Genomic DNA, 12,725 nt, shown 5'->3' with positions numbered 1-12,725 from the left:
TAAAGGTTTTGATCGAAAACCAACGGGGCACGGTCTGAAAAGTTAGCCAGACAAAAATAGCCCTGCAAATAGACCGGCGATTATACGCACAAGTCACCTGGGAGACCGCGATGCTGGAAACCGAGCGCTATACATGTCCATATTGTGGTAAAGAATCCGAGGCACTTCTGGACCTGTCCGGTGGGGATCAGGAATATATCGAAGACTGTCCGGTCTGTTGTCGGCCGATTAAGTTTCATCTCGAAACCGATGGTTCGGAATGGATGCTCGAGGTTTACAGCGAAAACGAGTAAGGAAGGCGTATGCAGCGAATCTACGAACCGGAAAACCTGATGGAAGGCGAATTGCTGCAGAGCATGCTCGCCAGCGAGGGCATCGAGGCGCATCTGGTTGGGCGTGATTTGGTCGGCGGCACCGGGGAGTTGCCGATGTTCGGCCTGCTGGGCCTATCGGTCGATAACGATCAGGCCGAATACGCCCGGGAGCTGATCTCCGCGTACAATGCCGCGCTGCCACTGTCCAGCGATGAACCGGACAGTTTTCCCGGCACGCTGGTCTGTTAGGCTGACGTTCGTTTGATCAAGAGTCGTATTGCCCCATGTGTGGACGTTATGCCCTGTTTCGCTGGAACCCCGCCTTCGCGGCCCTGCCCGGATTCCCCGCCGATCAGCAGGCCCAGTGGAATATCTCCCCAAACGAGTCGGTGTTGATGTTGCGTGCCGGCGCAGACGGGCAACGTGAGTTGGCCCGTGCCCGCTGGGGCCTGACGCCGCCATGGTTGACCGACTTGTCCCGCACCCCGGCCCATGCCCGCGCCGAAACCGTTGCCGAACAACCGATGTTTCGCGAAGCCTTGCGCCTGCGTCGTTGCCTGCTGCCGGCCAATGGTTTTTACGAATGGCGCGGCACCACCCGCAAACGTCCCTACTGGCTGACCCCGGGGGAGGGTTCGGCGCTGTTCTTCGCGGCGATCTGGGAGGCGTATCCGGTGCAGGAGCAGGTGTGGCTGAGTACGGCGGTGATCACCCAGCCGGCCTCGAGTCAGCGTCGACCGTTGATTTTGGATGCGGCGGGTCAGGACGCCTGGCTCAACCCGGAAACCCCGTTGCATGCCTTGCAGGCGTTGCTTGCCAGTGAGCCCGCGGCATTACGTGAGCGGGTGCTGGCGAATCTGGTGAATGATCCGAAGCTCAATGGGCCGGAGTGTTTGACGCCGGGTTGATGAGGCGGCGGTGCTGGCTTCATCGCGAGCAGGCTCGCTCCCACATTTGATCTTCGGTGATCACAAATAATGTGTTCCCAAATATCCCTGTGGGAGCGAGCCTGCTCGCGATAAGGTCCGCAGGACCTTCCCGAAATTGTTAAACCTTGAACTGATTGATCAACCGCCGCTGCTGTTCCGCCAACTTGGTCAAATCCGCACTGGCCGCGCTCGATTCATCCGCTCCGCCGGCCACTTCATTGGCCACTTGCCCGATGTTGATCACGTTACGGTTAATGTCGTCGGCCACCGCGCTTTGCTCCTCGGCCGCGCTGGCAATCTGGGTGTTCATGTCGTTGATCACCGACACCGCCTGCGTAATGGTCTCCAGCGCCTCGGCCGCTTTTGCCGCATGCTGCACGCTTTCGTCGGTGCGGTTCTGGCTGTCTTCCATGACCCGCACCACATCGCGGGTGCCTTGCTGCAGTTGCTGGATCATGGTCTGAATTTCTTCAGTGGCCTTCTGGGTTTTCTGCGCCAGGTTGCGCACTTCATCGGCTACCACCGCAAAGCCACGGCCCTGTTCTCCGGCCCGCGCCGCTTCGATGGCCGCGTTCAAGGCCAGCAGGTTGGTCTGCTCGGCGATGCCGCGAATGGCCGTCAGAATCGCGTTGATGTTTTCGCTGTCCTTGGCCAAGGTCTGCACCACGCCGACGGCTTTGCCGATTTCCACCGCCAGTACGCCAATTGAATTCGACGTATCCCGGACAATTTGCATGCCCTGCGCCGCTGCTTGATCCGCATGGCTGGCAGCTTGCGCAGCCTGGGTCGCATTGCGCGCGACATCCTGGGCGGTGGCGGTCATTTCATGCACGGCGGTCGCGACCTGATCGATCTCGGCCATTTGTTTATGCACGCCGATGTTGGTGCGAATGGCGATGTCGGCGGTATGTTCCGATGAGTCGCTGACGCTCTGCACCGACGTCACCACTTGCGTAATCATCGCCTGCAACTTGGCCAGGAACGTGTTGAAACCCTTGGCGATCGAGCCCAATTCGTCGGCGCGGTCACTGGTCAGTCGGCGAGTGAGGTCGCCTTCGCCCTGAGCAATGTCGTCGAGCATCGCGACCATTTGCTTGAGCGGGCGAGCAATGCCGTGGCCCACCAGCCAGATCACCAACAAACCGATACCGGCAATCAATAGACCGACCATGGCCATGCCAAAGGTGTCGGATTTGCGCTGTGCATCCAGATCACCCTGAAGTTTTTGCAGATCGGCCATCACCGCAGTCAATGGCAGTTCCAGCATCAGGGTCCAGCGGGCGTCGGTCTGGCCGATGCCGAACGGCAGGTACAACTCGATCCGGCCCTGGGCCTTGTCGACGGTGTAAGTCACTTCGCCGCGCTTGAGGTTGGCCATGTTGGCAATCTGCTTGCTGTCGAGTATGTCGCTGACCTTTTCGCCGAATTTGCTCGGGTCTTTGGTGTAGGCGACGATCCGGCCATTACCGCCGATCAACGCCATTTCCCCGGCGCCGCTGTACAGTTTCTGATTCGCCCCCAGGAGCATTTCCTGGATGAAGTTCACCGACAGGTCGGCGCCGACGATGCCCTGAAACGCGCCGTTGAGCATGATCGGTTCAATGAAAGAGGCGAGCATGACGATTTTGTCGCCGACCTTGTAGGGCGCCGGATCGATCACGCAGGATTTTTTGGTTTCTTTGGAGCACAGGTAGTACTCGCTGGCGCGCACGCCGGTGGAGAGGGTTTTCTGGTCGTCGACGTCTACCAGTTTGTCCAGGCCCAGGCTGCCGTCTTCATTACGGAACCACCACGGCAGGAAGCGCCCGTTGCTGGCGTCGATGCCGACCACTGGAGTGTCGACGTAGGCCGCATCATTGTGGTCGAGTGCGTTTTTTTCCCAGCCGATGTAGGTGCCGAGAATTTTCGGGTTCCGGGCGACGTTTTCCTTGATCAGGCTGATCAGTTGCTCACGGCTCAGGCTCAACTGTGGCTGGCCATCGGCGCCGGGGGTGCCGATCAGCGCGTTGACGCGAACCAGCCCGCCGGCAATCAGCAGCGGTGCTTCGAGTTCGCGCTGAATCTGGCTGACCTGGGTTTGCGCCAGCGACGTCAGGCGTTGTTCGATGACTTGCTCGAACTGCGCCTGAGTCCGCTGCTGGACCATGTCTTGGGTCCGGGCGCCGGAAAACAGCGCATACAGCACCAGGGCTGCAACCACGCTGAGCACAATGGCGCCGGCCAGGGCGGCAACGGAAAACTGGATCGACTTGAATTTCATGGGTGCTCCGCACGCAAGAGGACATCTGCGGTGCTGTATCGGCAGGAAGCTGGAAGGTCATGAACGACGCATGACGAATTGGCTGTTTTGGGGTGCTGGATGTCGCAAATGAATCATTGCTGACCGTGATCGGCCGTGGCGGGCGCTGTTATGTGAAAATTTTCCTACAGTGATAAGGACTTTGTCTGAAATGTACGTGCTACACGTCCGTTGTATCTGGCGCCGATACAAATCCCCACCTAGGATACCCGGCATGTTTCCAGGGAGTTTCTTGATGAATAAGACATTGGTTTTGTGTGCACTGAGCGCAGGTCTGCTGCTCGCCGGTTGTCAGTCGGTCAACACCACCAGCGGTGGCGCCGTGGGCGTTGAGCGCAAGCAATACATGTTCAGCATGTTGTCGACCTCCGAGGTCAACCAGATGTACGCCCAGTCTTATCAAAAGACCGTCGGGGAGGCGAGCAGCAAAGGCGTGCTGGATAAAACCAGTAACGATGCGAAGCGCGTCCAGGCGATCTCCAGGCGGCTGATTGCCCAGGCGCCGGTGTTCCGTCCGGACTCGGCCCAGTGGCAATGGGAAGTGAACCTGATCAAGAGCGACGAGCTGAATGCCTCCTGCGGGCCTGGCGGCAAGATCATTTTCTACTCCGGGCTGATCGACACCCTGCAACTCACCGACGACGAAATCGCCGCCATCATCGGCCACGAAATCGCTCACGCCTTGCGCGAGCACGGTCGTGAAGCGATGTCCAAGGCCTACGGTATCGAAATGGCCAAGCAGGGTGCTGGTGCGTTGTTCGGCCTGGGTGAGGGCGGCCTGGCCCTGGCGGACACCGTGGCCAAATACGGCATGACCTTGCCCAACAGTCGCGGCAATGAAAACGAGGCAGACTTGATCGGCCTCGAATTGGCCGCCCGCGCCGGTTACAACCCGAACGCCGCGATCTCGCTCTGGAACAAAATGAGTAAAGCCTCGAATGGCGCGCCGCCAGAATTCTTGAGCACTCACCCGGCGTCGGCCAGTCGGATTGCTGCCTTGCAGGCGGCGATTCCTAAAGTCATGCCGTTATATGAAAAAGCCAATAAATCTTGATCGATAGGCGTTGATGCCGCTGACGCCTTCGCGGGCAAGCCTCGCTCCCACAGGTTTTGTGTCGTACACACATTATGTAATCGACCGAAAACCTGTGGGAGCGTGGCTTGCCCGCGAAGAACGATAACGCGGTCTAACGACCTACAGCGTCAAACCCACCCACTGCTCTCCATCGCCTTGTACACCGCAACAATCGCCAGGACCATGAACGCCGACGCCGCCAGGCGACGAATCAGGGTCAAGGGCAGTTTGTCCGCCGCAAAGTTACCTGCCAGTACCACCGGCACGTTGGCAATCAACATCCCGACGGTGGTGCCGATGATCACCAGCCACAAATCCGGATATTGCGCGGCAAGCATCACCGTAGCGACTTGAGTCTTGTCGCCCATTTCCGCGAGGAAGAACGCAATCAGCGTAGTCAGGAACGGCCCGAACTTGCGGGCGGTGCTGGCTTCGTCTTCGTCCATCTTGTCCGGCACCAACGTCCACAGCGCGGTGGCGGCGAAGCTCGCGGCGAGGATCCAGTGCAACGTCGCATTCGAGAAGAAACTGCCGAACCAGGCACCTACCGCACCAGCTGCCGCATGGTTGGCCAGGGTCGCGGCGACGATGCCGGCGATGATCGGCCAGGGTTTGCGAAAACGTGCGGCGAGAATGAGCGCGAGCAGTTGCGTCTTGTCGCCGATTTCGGCCAAGGCAACGATTGCGGTGGGAACGAGCAGAGAGTCCAACATCATCAGGGTTTTCCTAAGGGGCGGGTCGACACGGCTATGACACGTACAGCCTTCCCGCCCCGGGTAAGGTGTTCGTGTCATAGGTCTTGTCAAACCCTGCGATCCGTCTAATGCGGACGCTTGGGTCGCATACGCCATGGTCTGAGGACCAAGTATGTTGACGTATGCCGGACGAGCATGGCGCTCGTGGGAGACTACTCCCCTAGGACGGAGCGAATTCTGCCTAGGCAGAATCCGTTAGGCAAGCACTTATTTATCAGCCGCGCTTGGCCCGGTAGATTCGGAAACCCTGTCCTTCAGCCTTGATCGCACACGCGCCCAAATGCTCTTCGATCAGCGGTTGATACTTCAGAAAGCTATTCGCTACCAAGCGCAGTTCGCCACCGTTTTTTAGATGTTTGGCCGCTTTTCGCAGCAAGTTCTCGGTGGCGAAGTAATCGGTGTGGACGCCGACATGGAACGGTGGATTGCTCAAAATCGCGCTCAAACCCATGGGCGCGGCATCGATGCCGTCGGCGGTCATCACTTCCGCGTCCAGGCCGTTGGCGGCCAGGGTCAGGCGACTGCTGGCCGCGGCAAACGCGTCCACATCGAGCAGGGTGACCTGGTTGTGCGGATAACGCCGCTTGACCGCCGCCCCCAACACACCCGCGCCGCAACCGAAGTCCAGCAAGTGGCCGCTGGGCAGTTTATCCAGATGTTCCAGCAGCAGGGCGCTGCCGCGATCCAGACGACCGTGGCTGAACACGCCCGGCAAGCTGATCACTTTCAATGGGCCTTCGGCCAGTGGCAGTTCATATTCCTGGGCCAGGCTTTCCAGCGACTTGGCTTCGGGTGCATTGGCCACGGTGACCTGCCAGAGCTGGCAATGCCGTGCGCTGTCGAGCTTGCGGGGTTTACCGAAGGGGTTTAGCTGCTTGGCCGCGCCTTCGATGCCGCTGCGCTTTTCGCCCACCAGATACAACTCACGGCCGGCCAAACGAGAGGCGAGGGCGTTGAGGATGTAGTCGGTCAGGTCTTTGGACTTGGGCAGAAACACCACGGCGCTGTCGAACTCGCGCTCCGGCGCATTCACGCCGAAATGGCTGCGCTCGGCGAAACGGGCGTCCAGCGCCGCTTGATCGCCGGCGTGCCAGCACCAGCCGTGGGCATCGGGCAAGCGGCCCAGCAAATCATCGGCGGGCAAACCGGCCAGCAGCACCGAACCCTGGAATAACTCGGCCTGACGAAGCAGTACTTCACTGCGCGGATCCATACTCTGCTCCTGAAAAAAAGTGCCGCAGTTTATCAACTGACGACCCGCAGCGCTTGACCGCTGAAGTAGCCTTGGGCGTTTTCGGTCAACTGGCCAACGATTCGCTGCCGCGCCTCGCGACTGCCCCAGGCGTTATGCGGGGTGACGATCAATCGTGGAATATCGGGGGCCAGCAGCGGATTGCCTGCAGTGGGTGGTTCGACGCTCAACACGTCGGTGGCCGCGCCGCCCAAGTGACCGTTGCGCAGGGCATCGGCCAATGCCTGCTCGTCAATCAAACCACCGCGCGCGGTGTTGACCACGAAAGCACCAGGTTTCATCGAGGCCAGTTCGCGGGCGCCGATGAAGTGGCGAGTGTGTTCGTTGAGCGGGCAGTGCAGGGTCAGGGCGTCGATTTGCGGCAGCAGCTCATCCAGCGGCAAACGATCCGGCCGGGCAGGGCGCCCCGGAATCTGCCCCAGCAATACGCGCATGCCGAACGCCTCGGCCAACCGCGCCACGGCACTGCCCAGTTCACCGTGGCCGAGCAGGCCGAGGGTTTTGCCTTCGAGTTCTACGATCGGATAGTCCAGCAGGCAGAACTGTTTCGCCTGCTGCCAGCAACCTTCGGCGACCGCCTTCTGATAGTCGGCCAGACGCGTCGCCAAATTCAGCAACAACATGATCGTGTGCTGAGCCACCGACGGCGTGCCGTAACCCTGGCAGTTGCAAACAGTGATTCCGTGGGTGCGAGCGGCGGCGAGGTCGACGTTGTTGGTGCCGGTGGCGGTGATCAGGATCAGCTTCAGCTCGGGGCTGGCCGCCATGGCAGCCGCATCGATCGGGATTTTGTTGCTGATCGCGACAGTAGCGCCCTTGAGGCGTTCGATCACCTGATCAGGCGTTGTCTGCGCGAACAGCTGCACGTCGCTGAAGCACTCGCGAAGTGGGTTGAGATCGAGATCGCCGAGGTCCAGGGACGGATGGTCGAGGAAAACGGCGCGGCGAGAGTTCGTCATCAACTGTACCTTTTGTGCATTGAACTGAAGGCGTAATCTGCCGAGCCTACCAGATGAAACAATTGTTCCATTCAACAGCGATGCACTTCTTGTAGCCGCTGCCGAAGACTGTTCGCTGTAGGAGCGAGGCTTGCCCGCGAAGCAAACACTGCGGTGTTTCTGATGCACCGCGTTATCGTTCTTCGCGGGCGCCTCGCTCCTACAGGAAATGCACAGATTGCGGTGGCCACGGATTTCACAGATGCCATAGGGTGTGGTTCATCCCTGGAAAAATTTCAATTGATCAGCCTGCCTAAAAGGAGCCCCCATGTACTGGACAGAGTTCTTGACCGTCGCCCTGATTCACCTGCTGGCCGTCGCCAGCCCCGGCCCGGACTTCGCCGTGGTGGTGCGTGAGAGCGTGACCCACGGTCGTCGTGCCGGAACCTGGACGGCGCTGGGCGTAGGCTCGGCGATTTTCCTGCACGTCGGTTATTCGCTATTGGGTATCGGGCTGATCGTGTCTCAGTCGATCGTGTTGTTCAACGCCTTGAAATGGGCCGCCGCCGCGTACCTGCTGTACATCGGCTTCAAGGCCTTGCGCGCGCAACCGGCCAAACCGGTGGCTGACGACCTGCACCAGGAAGCGGGCGAACGTACCGCGCGTGGCGCCTTCACTTCGGGATTCGTGACCAATGGCCTGAACCCGAAAGCCACGCTGTTTTTCCTGTCGCTGTTCACCGTGGTGATCAACCCGCACACACCATTGGCGGTACAGGCCGGTTATGGGATTTATCTCGCAGCGGCGACGGCAGTCTGGTTCTGCCTGGTGGCGATGCTGTTCAGTCAGCAGCGCGTGCGTGCCGGTTTCGCTCGCATGGGCCACTGGTTCGACCGGACGATGGGCGCGGTGCTGATCGCCATCGGCGTGAAACTCGCGTTCACCGAGACGCACTGATTTCTCGAAATAGGCACAAAACTCCGTAGGAGCTGCCGCAGGCTGCGATCTTTTGATCTTCAGCGGTATTGAAGTCGCCAAAAAGTAAAAAGATCGCAGCCTTCGGCAGCTCCTACGTTGGGTTCAGCGTGACGAGTAACGAATTCCGGCAAATGCTGGCGCAAAGCTAGCATTTATACGGTTGTGCAAATCATCCCTTCGGCTGATTTGGCTGGCGCTCAAGGGCTCTAGAGTGCTTAGCTTTAAAAGCCAAGACCGTGCAGTCAGAAAAGGGACTCTTATGTTGCAGACTCGCGTTATCCCCCCAGCCGAGGGCGCTTACCAGTATCCGCTGTTGATTAAACGGCTGCTGATGTCCGGCGCCCGTTACGAAAAAACCCGCGAGATCATCTACCGCGATCAATTGCGCTACAGCTATCCGACCCTGATCGAACGGGTCGCGCGGCTGGCCAACGTGCTGACAGCCGCCGGCGTGAAGGCCGGGGATACCGTGGCAGTGATGGACTGGGACAGCCATCGCTACCTGGAATGCATGTTTGCCATCCCGATGATCGGTGCAGTAATCCACACCATCAACGTGCGCCTGTCGCCGGAACAGATTCTCTACACCATGAACCACGCCGAGGACCGCTTCGTGCTGGTCAACAGCGAATTCGTCGGGCTGTACCAGGCGATTGCCGGGCAGCTGACCACAGTGGAGAAAACCCTGCTGCTGACCGATTTGCCGGAAAAAACCGCCGACCTGCCGAATATTGTCGGCGAGTACGAACAACTGCTGGCCGCCGCGAGCCCGCAGTACGACTTTGAAGACTTCGACGAAAACTCGGTCGCCACCACGTTCTACACCACCGGCACCACCGGTAACCCCAAAGGCGTGTATTTCACCCATCGGCAACTGGTGCTGCACACCATGGGCGTGGCGACCATCATGGGTTCCATCGACAGCGTGCGGCTACTGGGCACCAACGATGTGTACATGCCGATCACCCCGATGTTCCACGTGCATGCCTGGGGCTTGCCGTATGTAGCAACCATGCTCGGGCTCAAACAGGTCTACCCCGGCCGTTACGACCCCGAGTATCTGGTGGAACTGTGGCGCAAGGAGAAGGTGAGCTTTTCCCACTGCGTGCCGACCATTCTGCAAATGGTCCTCAATGCCAAGGCGGCGCAAAACATTGATTTCGGTGGCTGGAAAATTGTCATCGGCGGCAGTGCGCTCAACCATGCACTGTACGACGCGGCCAAGGCCAAGGGTATTCAGTTGACCGCCGCTTACGGCATGTCGGAAACCGGGCCATTGGTATCGTGCGCGCACCTCAACGATGAGCTGATGGCCGGAACCGAAGACGAACGCACCACCTACCGGATCAAGGCCGGTGTACCGGGGCCATTGGTCGAGGCGGCGATCGTCGACACCGACGGCAACTTCCTGCCTGCCGATGGCGAGACCCAGGGCGAACTGGTGCTGCGTGCACCGTGGCTCTCCGAGGGTTATTTCAACGAACCGCAGAAAGGCGCCGAGCTCTGGACCGGAGGCTGGCTGCACACCGGCGACGTGGCGACGCTGGACAGCATGGGCGTGATCGACATTCGCGACCGGATCAAGGACGTGATCAAGACCGGCGGCGAGTGGATTTCCTCCCTGGACCTGGAAGACCTGATCAGCCGCCACCCTGCGGTACGCGAAGTAGCAGTGGTGGGCATCGCCGATCCGCAGTGGGGCGAGCGGCCGTTTGCGCTGCTGGTAGTCAGGGAAGGGCATGAGATCGGGGCAAAAGAGCTCAAGGAACACCTCAAGCCATTCGTTGAACAGGGACACCTGAGCAAGTGGGCTATCCCGAGCCAGATCGCCATTGTTACTGAAATTCCCAAGACCAGCGTGGGCAAGCTCGACAAGAAGCGCATCCGCGTCGACATCACTGAATGGCAGGCCAACAACAGCACCTTCCTCTCGACGCTTTGAGCGTCGGCTGGCGCGCCGAAAACGGCGCGCCAGACCCACCAAGCAAGCGCTTGGCTTGTGAAATCCAAATTTTCAGCCATCCTTGCCGTGCCGACATGTGTCGGACTGGCGAAAGGACTGTTCCAGAGTGGCCGGCAGCTGCAAATCACACTTTAGAGGGATCAAGCACTACTACCTGCTGGCTATAGTCCGCTCAAGGAATTTTTAAGAACGGAGCGCGCACAAAACGGGGCGATGCAACTTTGGATGACGTCGGAACCGCTTGGCTTCCGGTCACCCACAACGTTTTTAAAAGTACTCAGCCATAACAATAATGCACATGGAGTAGCGTCGATGACATCAGTAAACCAGTTCTGGCGCCGGGCGAAACTGCCCCTGGCAGTCAGTCTCGCCTCTTCGCTCGCCGGGCCTGCATTCGGCGTCAGTTTCAACGTCGGTGAGATCGAAGGTCAATTCGACTCATCCCTGTCGATCGGAGCCAGTTGGTCTACTCAGAGCCCGAACAAGAACCTCATCGGTGTCAATAACGGGGGCCACGGCCTGTCCCAGACGTCCGATGACGGTCACAACAACTTCAAGAGCGGCGAAACTTTTTCGAAGATCTTCAAGGGCATCCATGACCTTGAATTGAAGTACGGCGACACCGGTGTCTTCGTCCGGGGAAAATACTGGTACGACTTCGAACTCAAGGATGAAAGCCGCGAGTTCAAGGACATCAGCGACGAAAATCGCAAGGAAGGCGCCAAGTCCGCTGGCGGTCAGATCCTCGACGCCTTCGTCTACCACAACTACGCCATTGCCGATCAACCGGGTTCCGTGCGTCTGGGCAAGCAGGTCGTGAGCTGGGGTGAAAGTACCTTCATCGGCGGCGGCATCAACTCGATCAACCCGATCGACGTGTCTGCGTTCCGTCGTCCCGGCGCCGAGGTCAAGGAAGGTCTGATCCCGGTCAACATGTTCTACGTCTCCCAGAGCCTGACCGACAACCTGTCGGCCGAAGCCTTCTATCAGCTCGAATGGGACCAGACGGTTGTCGATAACTGCGGCACCTTCTTCTCCCAGCCAGACATCATTGCCGACGGCTGCGACAACAACCTGCGTGTGCTGAACAAGCGTTCGACCATTCCGGCCATCGCATTGGGCCCATTGGCCAACGCGGGCGTCGACGTCAACGAAGAAGGTGTGCTGGTGCGTCGCGGCCCTGACCGCGATGCGCGGGACAGCGGCCAGTGGGGCGCGTCCTTGAAGTACATGTTCGAACCGCTCGATACCGAGTTCGGCGCGTACTTCATGAACTACCACAGTCGGGCGCCGATTTTCAGCGCAACAGGTGCTCCGCAATCGATCTACAACGGCGTGGCAGCTTTGCCGGCGGCGTTCCGCGCCTTGGGGCCGCTGGTGGTCGCAGGTAATTCCGAGTACTTCGTCGAGTACCCGGAGGACATCCGCCTCTACGGCTTGAGCTTCTCCACGACCCTGCCTACCGGCACTGCGTGGAGCGGTGAACTCAGCTACCGTCCGAACGCGCCGGTGCAGCTCAACTCCACCGACATTCTGTTCGCTGGCGTGCGCCCATTGGGCGGTGCCTTGGCCAACGCTTCGTTGCTCCCCGGTGTACCGGGTCAGGATCTTCACGGCTATCGCCGCAAAGAAATCACCCAGTTCCAGACCACTCTGACGCACTTCTTCGATCAGGTCATGGGCGCCAGCCGTCTGACCCTGGTTGGCGAAGTGGGCGTGACCCATGTTGGCGGCCTGGAAAGCAGCTCCGACATCCGTTACGGCCGTGACCCGGTCTACGGGCCTGGTGAACTGCCGGCTACCGGCGGCCTCAACACCTGCTCGGCGATCCTCAACACCAGCACCATCAACGGTGCCGGCCCAGGTGCTGCTACCAACAACCGCAGCCGCAACTGCGACGACGAGGGCTTTACCACCGCGATGTCGTGGGGTTATCGCGGTCGCGCCATCTGGGAATACAACGACGTATTCGCCGGTGTGAACCTCAAGCCGAACGTGGCCTGGTCCCACGACGTGAGCGGTTACTCCCCTGGCCCTGGCGGCAACTTCGAGGAAGGTCGTAAAGCGGTGAGCCTGGGTGTCGATGCCGAATACCAGAACACCTACACCGCGAGCCTGGCGTACACCAACTTCTTCGACGGCAAGTACACCACCGTGGATGATCGCGACTTTGTTGCGCTCAGCTTCGGCGTGAACTTCTAAGCACTGTATTTTCAGGACG

General features: G+C 59.6%; 11 protein-coding genes and 1 riboswitch. Of the genes, 7 read left to right on the top strand and 4 right to left on the bottom strand.

Annotated features, from left to right (window positions below):
* Positions 1 to 110: 110 nt before the first annotated feature.
* The 3 genes from ACYZT2_RS23890 to ACYZT2_RS23880 are packed head-to-tail and all read left to right on the top strand — an operon-like array spanning position 111 to position 1,222.
* Complete coding sequence (locus tag ACYZT2_RS23890) at positions 111 to 293, top strand: CPXCG motif-containing cysteine-rich protein (RefSeq protein WP_461967903.1); 183 nt, start codon at positions 111 to 113, stop codon at positions 291 to 293.
* Positions 294 to 302: 9 nt separating this feature from the next.
* Positions 303 to 563 carry a putative signal transducing protein gene (locus ACYZT2_RS23885; RefSeq protein ID WP_461967901.1) on the top strand — a complete coding sequence of 87 codons (261 nt, stop codon included), beginning with the start codon at positions 303 to 305 and terminating at the stop codon, positions 561 to 563.
* Between the two features lie 35 nt (positions 564 to 598).
* Positions 599 to 1,222, top strand: coding sequence for an SOS response-associated peptidase (locus ACYZT2_RS23880; protein WP_461967899.1), 624 nt, complete (start codon positions 599 to 601; stop codon positions 1,220 to 1,222).
* Between the two features lie 139 nt (positions 1,223 to 1,361).
* Here the strand turns inward: ACYZT2_RS23880 and ACYZT2_RS23875 are convergent, their stop codons facing one another.
* Entirely contained in the window at positions 1,362 to 3,503 is a 2,142-nt protein-coding gene (locus ACYZT2_RS23875) for a methyl-accepting chemotaxis protein (RefSeq protein WP_461967897.1), read from the bottom strand.
* 274 nt (positions 3,504 to 3,777) lie between these two features.
* On the opposite strand from ACYZT2_RS23875, the gene ACYZT2_RS23870 reads away from it, so the two are divergent.
* On the top strand, positions 3,778 to 4,596 hold the full coding sequence (locus ACYZT2_RS23870; protein ID WP_461967895.1) for a M48 family metallopeptidase: 819 nt from the start codon (positions 3,778 to 3,780) through the stop codon (positions 4,594 to 4,596).
* A 149-nt stretch (positions 4,597 to 4,745) separates the two neighbouring features.
* Here ACYZT2_RS23870 and ACYZT2_RS23865 read toward each other — a convergent pair whose 3' ends face one another.
* The 3 genes from ACYZT2_RS23865 to ACYZT2_RS23855 all read right to left on the bottom strand — a co-directional run bounded on the left by ACYZT2_RS23865 (position 4,746) and on the right by ACYZT2_RS23855 (position 7,583).
* Entirely contained in the window at positions 4,746 to 5,330 is a 585-nt protein-coding gene (locus ACYZT2_RS23865; RefSeq protein ID WP_461973235.1) for a TMEM165/GDT1 family protein, read from the bottom strand.
* Positions 5,331 to 5,421: 91 nt separating this feature from the next.
* Positions 5,422 to 5,545: riboswitch (yybP-ykoY riboswitch) on the bottom strand.
* Between the two features lie 41 nt (positions 5,546 to 5,586).
* Positions 5,587 to 6,585 carry a methyltransferase gene (locus tag ACYZT2_RS23860; RefSeq protein ID WP_461967893.1) on the bottom strand — a complete coding sequence of 333 codons (999 nt, stop codon included), beginning with the start codon at positions 6,583 to 6,585 and terminating at the stop codon, positions 5,587 to 5,589.
* A gap of 32 nt (positions 6,586 to 6,617) precedes the next feature.
* A complete protein-coding gene (locus ACYZT2_RS23855) occupies positions 6,618 to 7,583 on the bottom strand; it encodes a 2-hydroxyacid dehydrogenase (RefSeq protein ID WP_461967891.1) in 966 nt (321 codons plus the stop codon).
* Between the two features lie 307 nt (positions 7,584 to 7,890).
* Between ACYZT2_RS23855 and ACYZT2_RS23850 the strand changes: the two genes are divergently transcribed.
* From ACYZT2_RS23850 to ACYZT2_RS23840, 3 genes are all read left to right on the top strand, one after another.
* Complete coding sequence (locus ACYZT2_RS23850) at positions 7,891 to 8,520, top strand: LysE family translocator (RefSeq protein ID WP_461967889.1); 630 nt, start codon at positions 7,891 to 7,893, stop codon at positions 8,518 to 8,520.
* A gap of 280 nt (positions 8,521 to 8,800) precedes the next feature.
* Positions 8,801 to 10,483, top strand: a complete 1,683-nt coding sequence (locus ACYZT2_RS23845) for a fatty acid--CoA ligase (RefSeq protein WP_461967887.1) — start codon at positions 8,801 to 8,803, stop codon at positions 10,481 to 10,483.
* Positions 10,484 to 10,816: 333 nt separating this feature from the next.
* Entirely contained in the window at positions 10,817 to 12,706 is a 1,890-nt protein-coding gene (locus ACYZT2_RS23840) for a DUF1302 domain-containing protein (protein WP_461967885.1), read from the top strand.
* Positions 12,707 to 12,725 lie beyond the last annotated feature (19 nt).

This window comes from Pseudomonas sp. MDT1-85 (assembly GCF_054898065.1).
This window is presented reverse-complemented; position numbering and strand designations above follow the sequence as displayed.

Coding starts and splice junctions, on each gene's coding strand:
- ACYZT2_RS23890 (WP_461967903.1), top strand. CDS start 111: ATGCTGGAAACCGAGCGCTATACATGTCCATATTGTGGTAAAGAATCC.
- ACYZT2_RS23885 (WP_461967901.1), top strand. CDS start 303: ATGCAGCGAATCTACGAACCGGAAAACCTGATGGAAGGCGAATTGCTG.
- ACYZT2_RS23880 (WP_461967899.1), top strand. CDS start 599: ATGTGTGGACGTTATGCCCTGTTTCGCTGGAACCCCGCCTTCGCGGCC.
- ACYZT2_RS23875 (WP_461967897.1), bottom strand. CDS start 3,503: ATGAAATTCAAGTCGATCCAGTTTTCCGTTGCCGCCCTGGCCGGCGCC.
- ACYZT2_RS23870 (WP_461967895.1), top strand. CDS start 3,778: ATGAATAAGACATTGGTTTTGTGTGCACTGAGCGCAGGTCTGCTGCTC.
- ACYZT2_RS23865 (WP_461973235.1), bottom strand. CDS start 5,330: ATGTTGGACTCTCTGCTCGTTCCCACCGCAATCGTTGCCTTGGCCGAA.
- ACYZT2_RS23860 (WP_461967893.1), bottom strand. CDS start 6,585: ATGGATCCGCGCAGTGAAGTACTGCTTCGTCAGGCCGAGTTATTCCAG.
- ACYZT2_RS23855 (WP_461967891.1), bottom strand. CDS start 7,583: ATGACGAACTCTCGCCGCGCCGTTTTCCTCGACCATCCGTCCCTGGAC.
- ACYZT2_RS23850 (WP_461967889.1), top strand. CDS start 7,891: ATGTACTGGACAGAGTTCTTGACCGTCGCCCTGATTCACCTGCTGGCC.
- ACYZT2_RS23845 (WP_461967887.1), top strand. CDS start 8,801: ATGTTGCAGACTCGCGTTATCCCCCCAGCCGAGGGCGCTTACCAGTAT.
- ACYZT2_RS23840 (WP_461967885.1), top strand. CDS start 10,817: ATGACATCAGTAAACCAGTTCTGGCGCCGGGCGAAACTGCCCCTGGCA.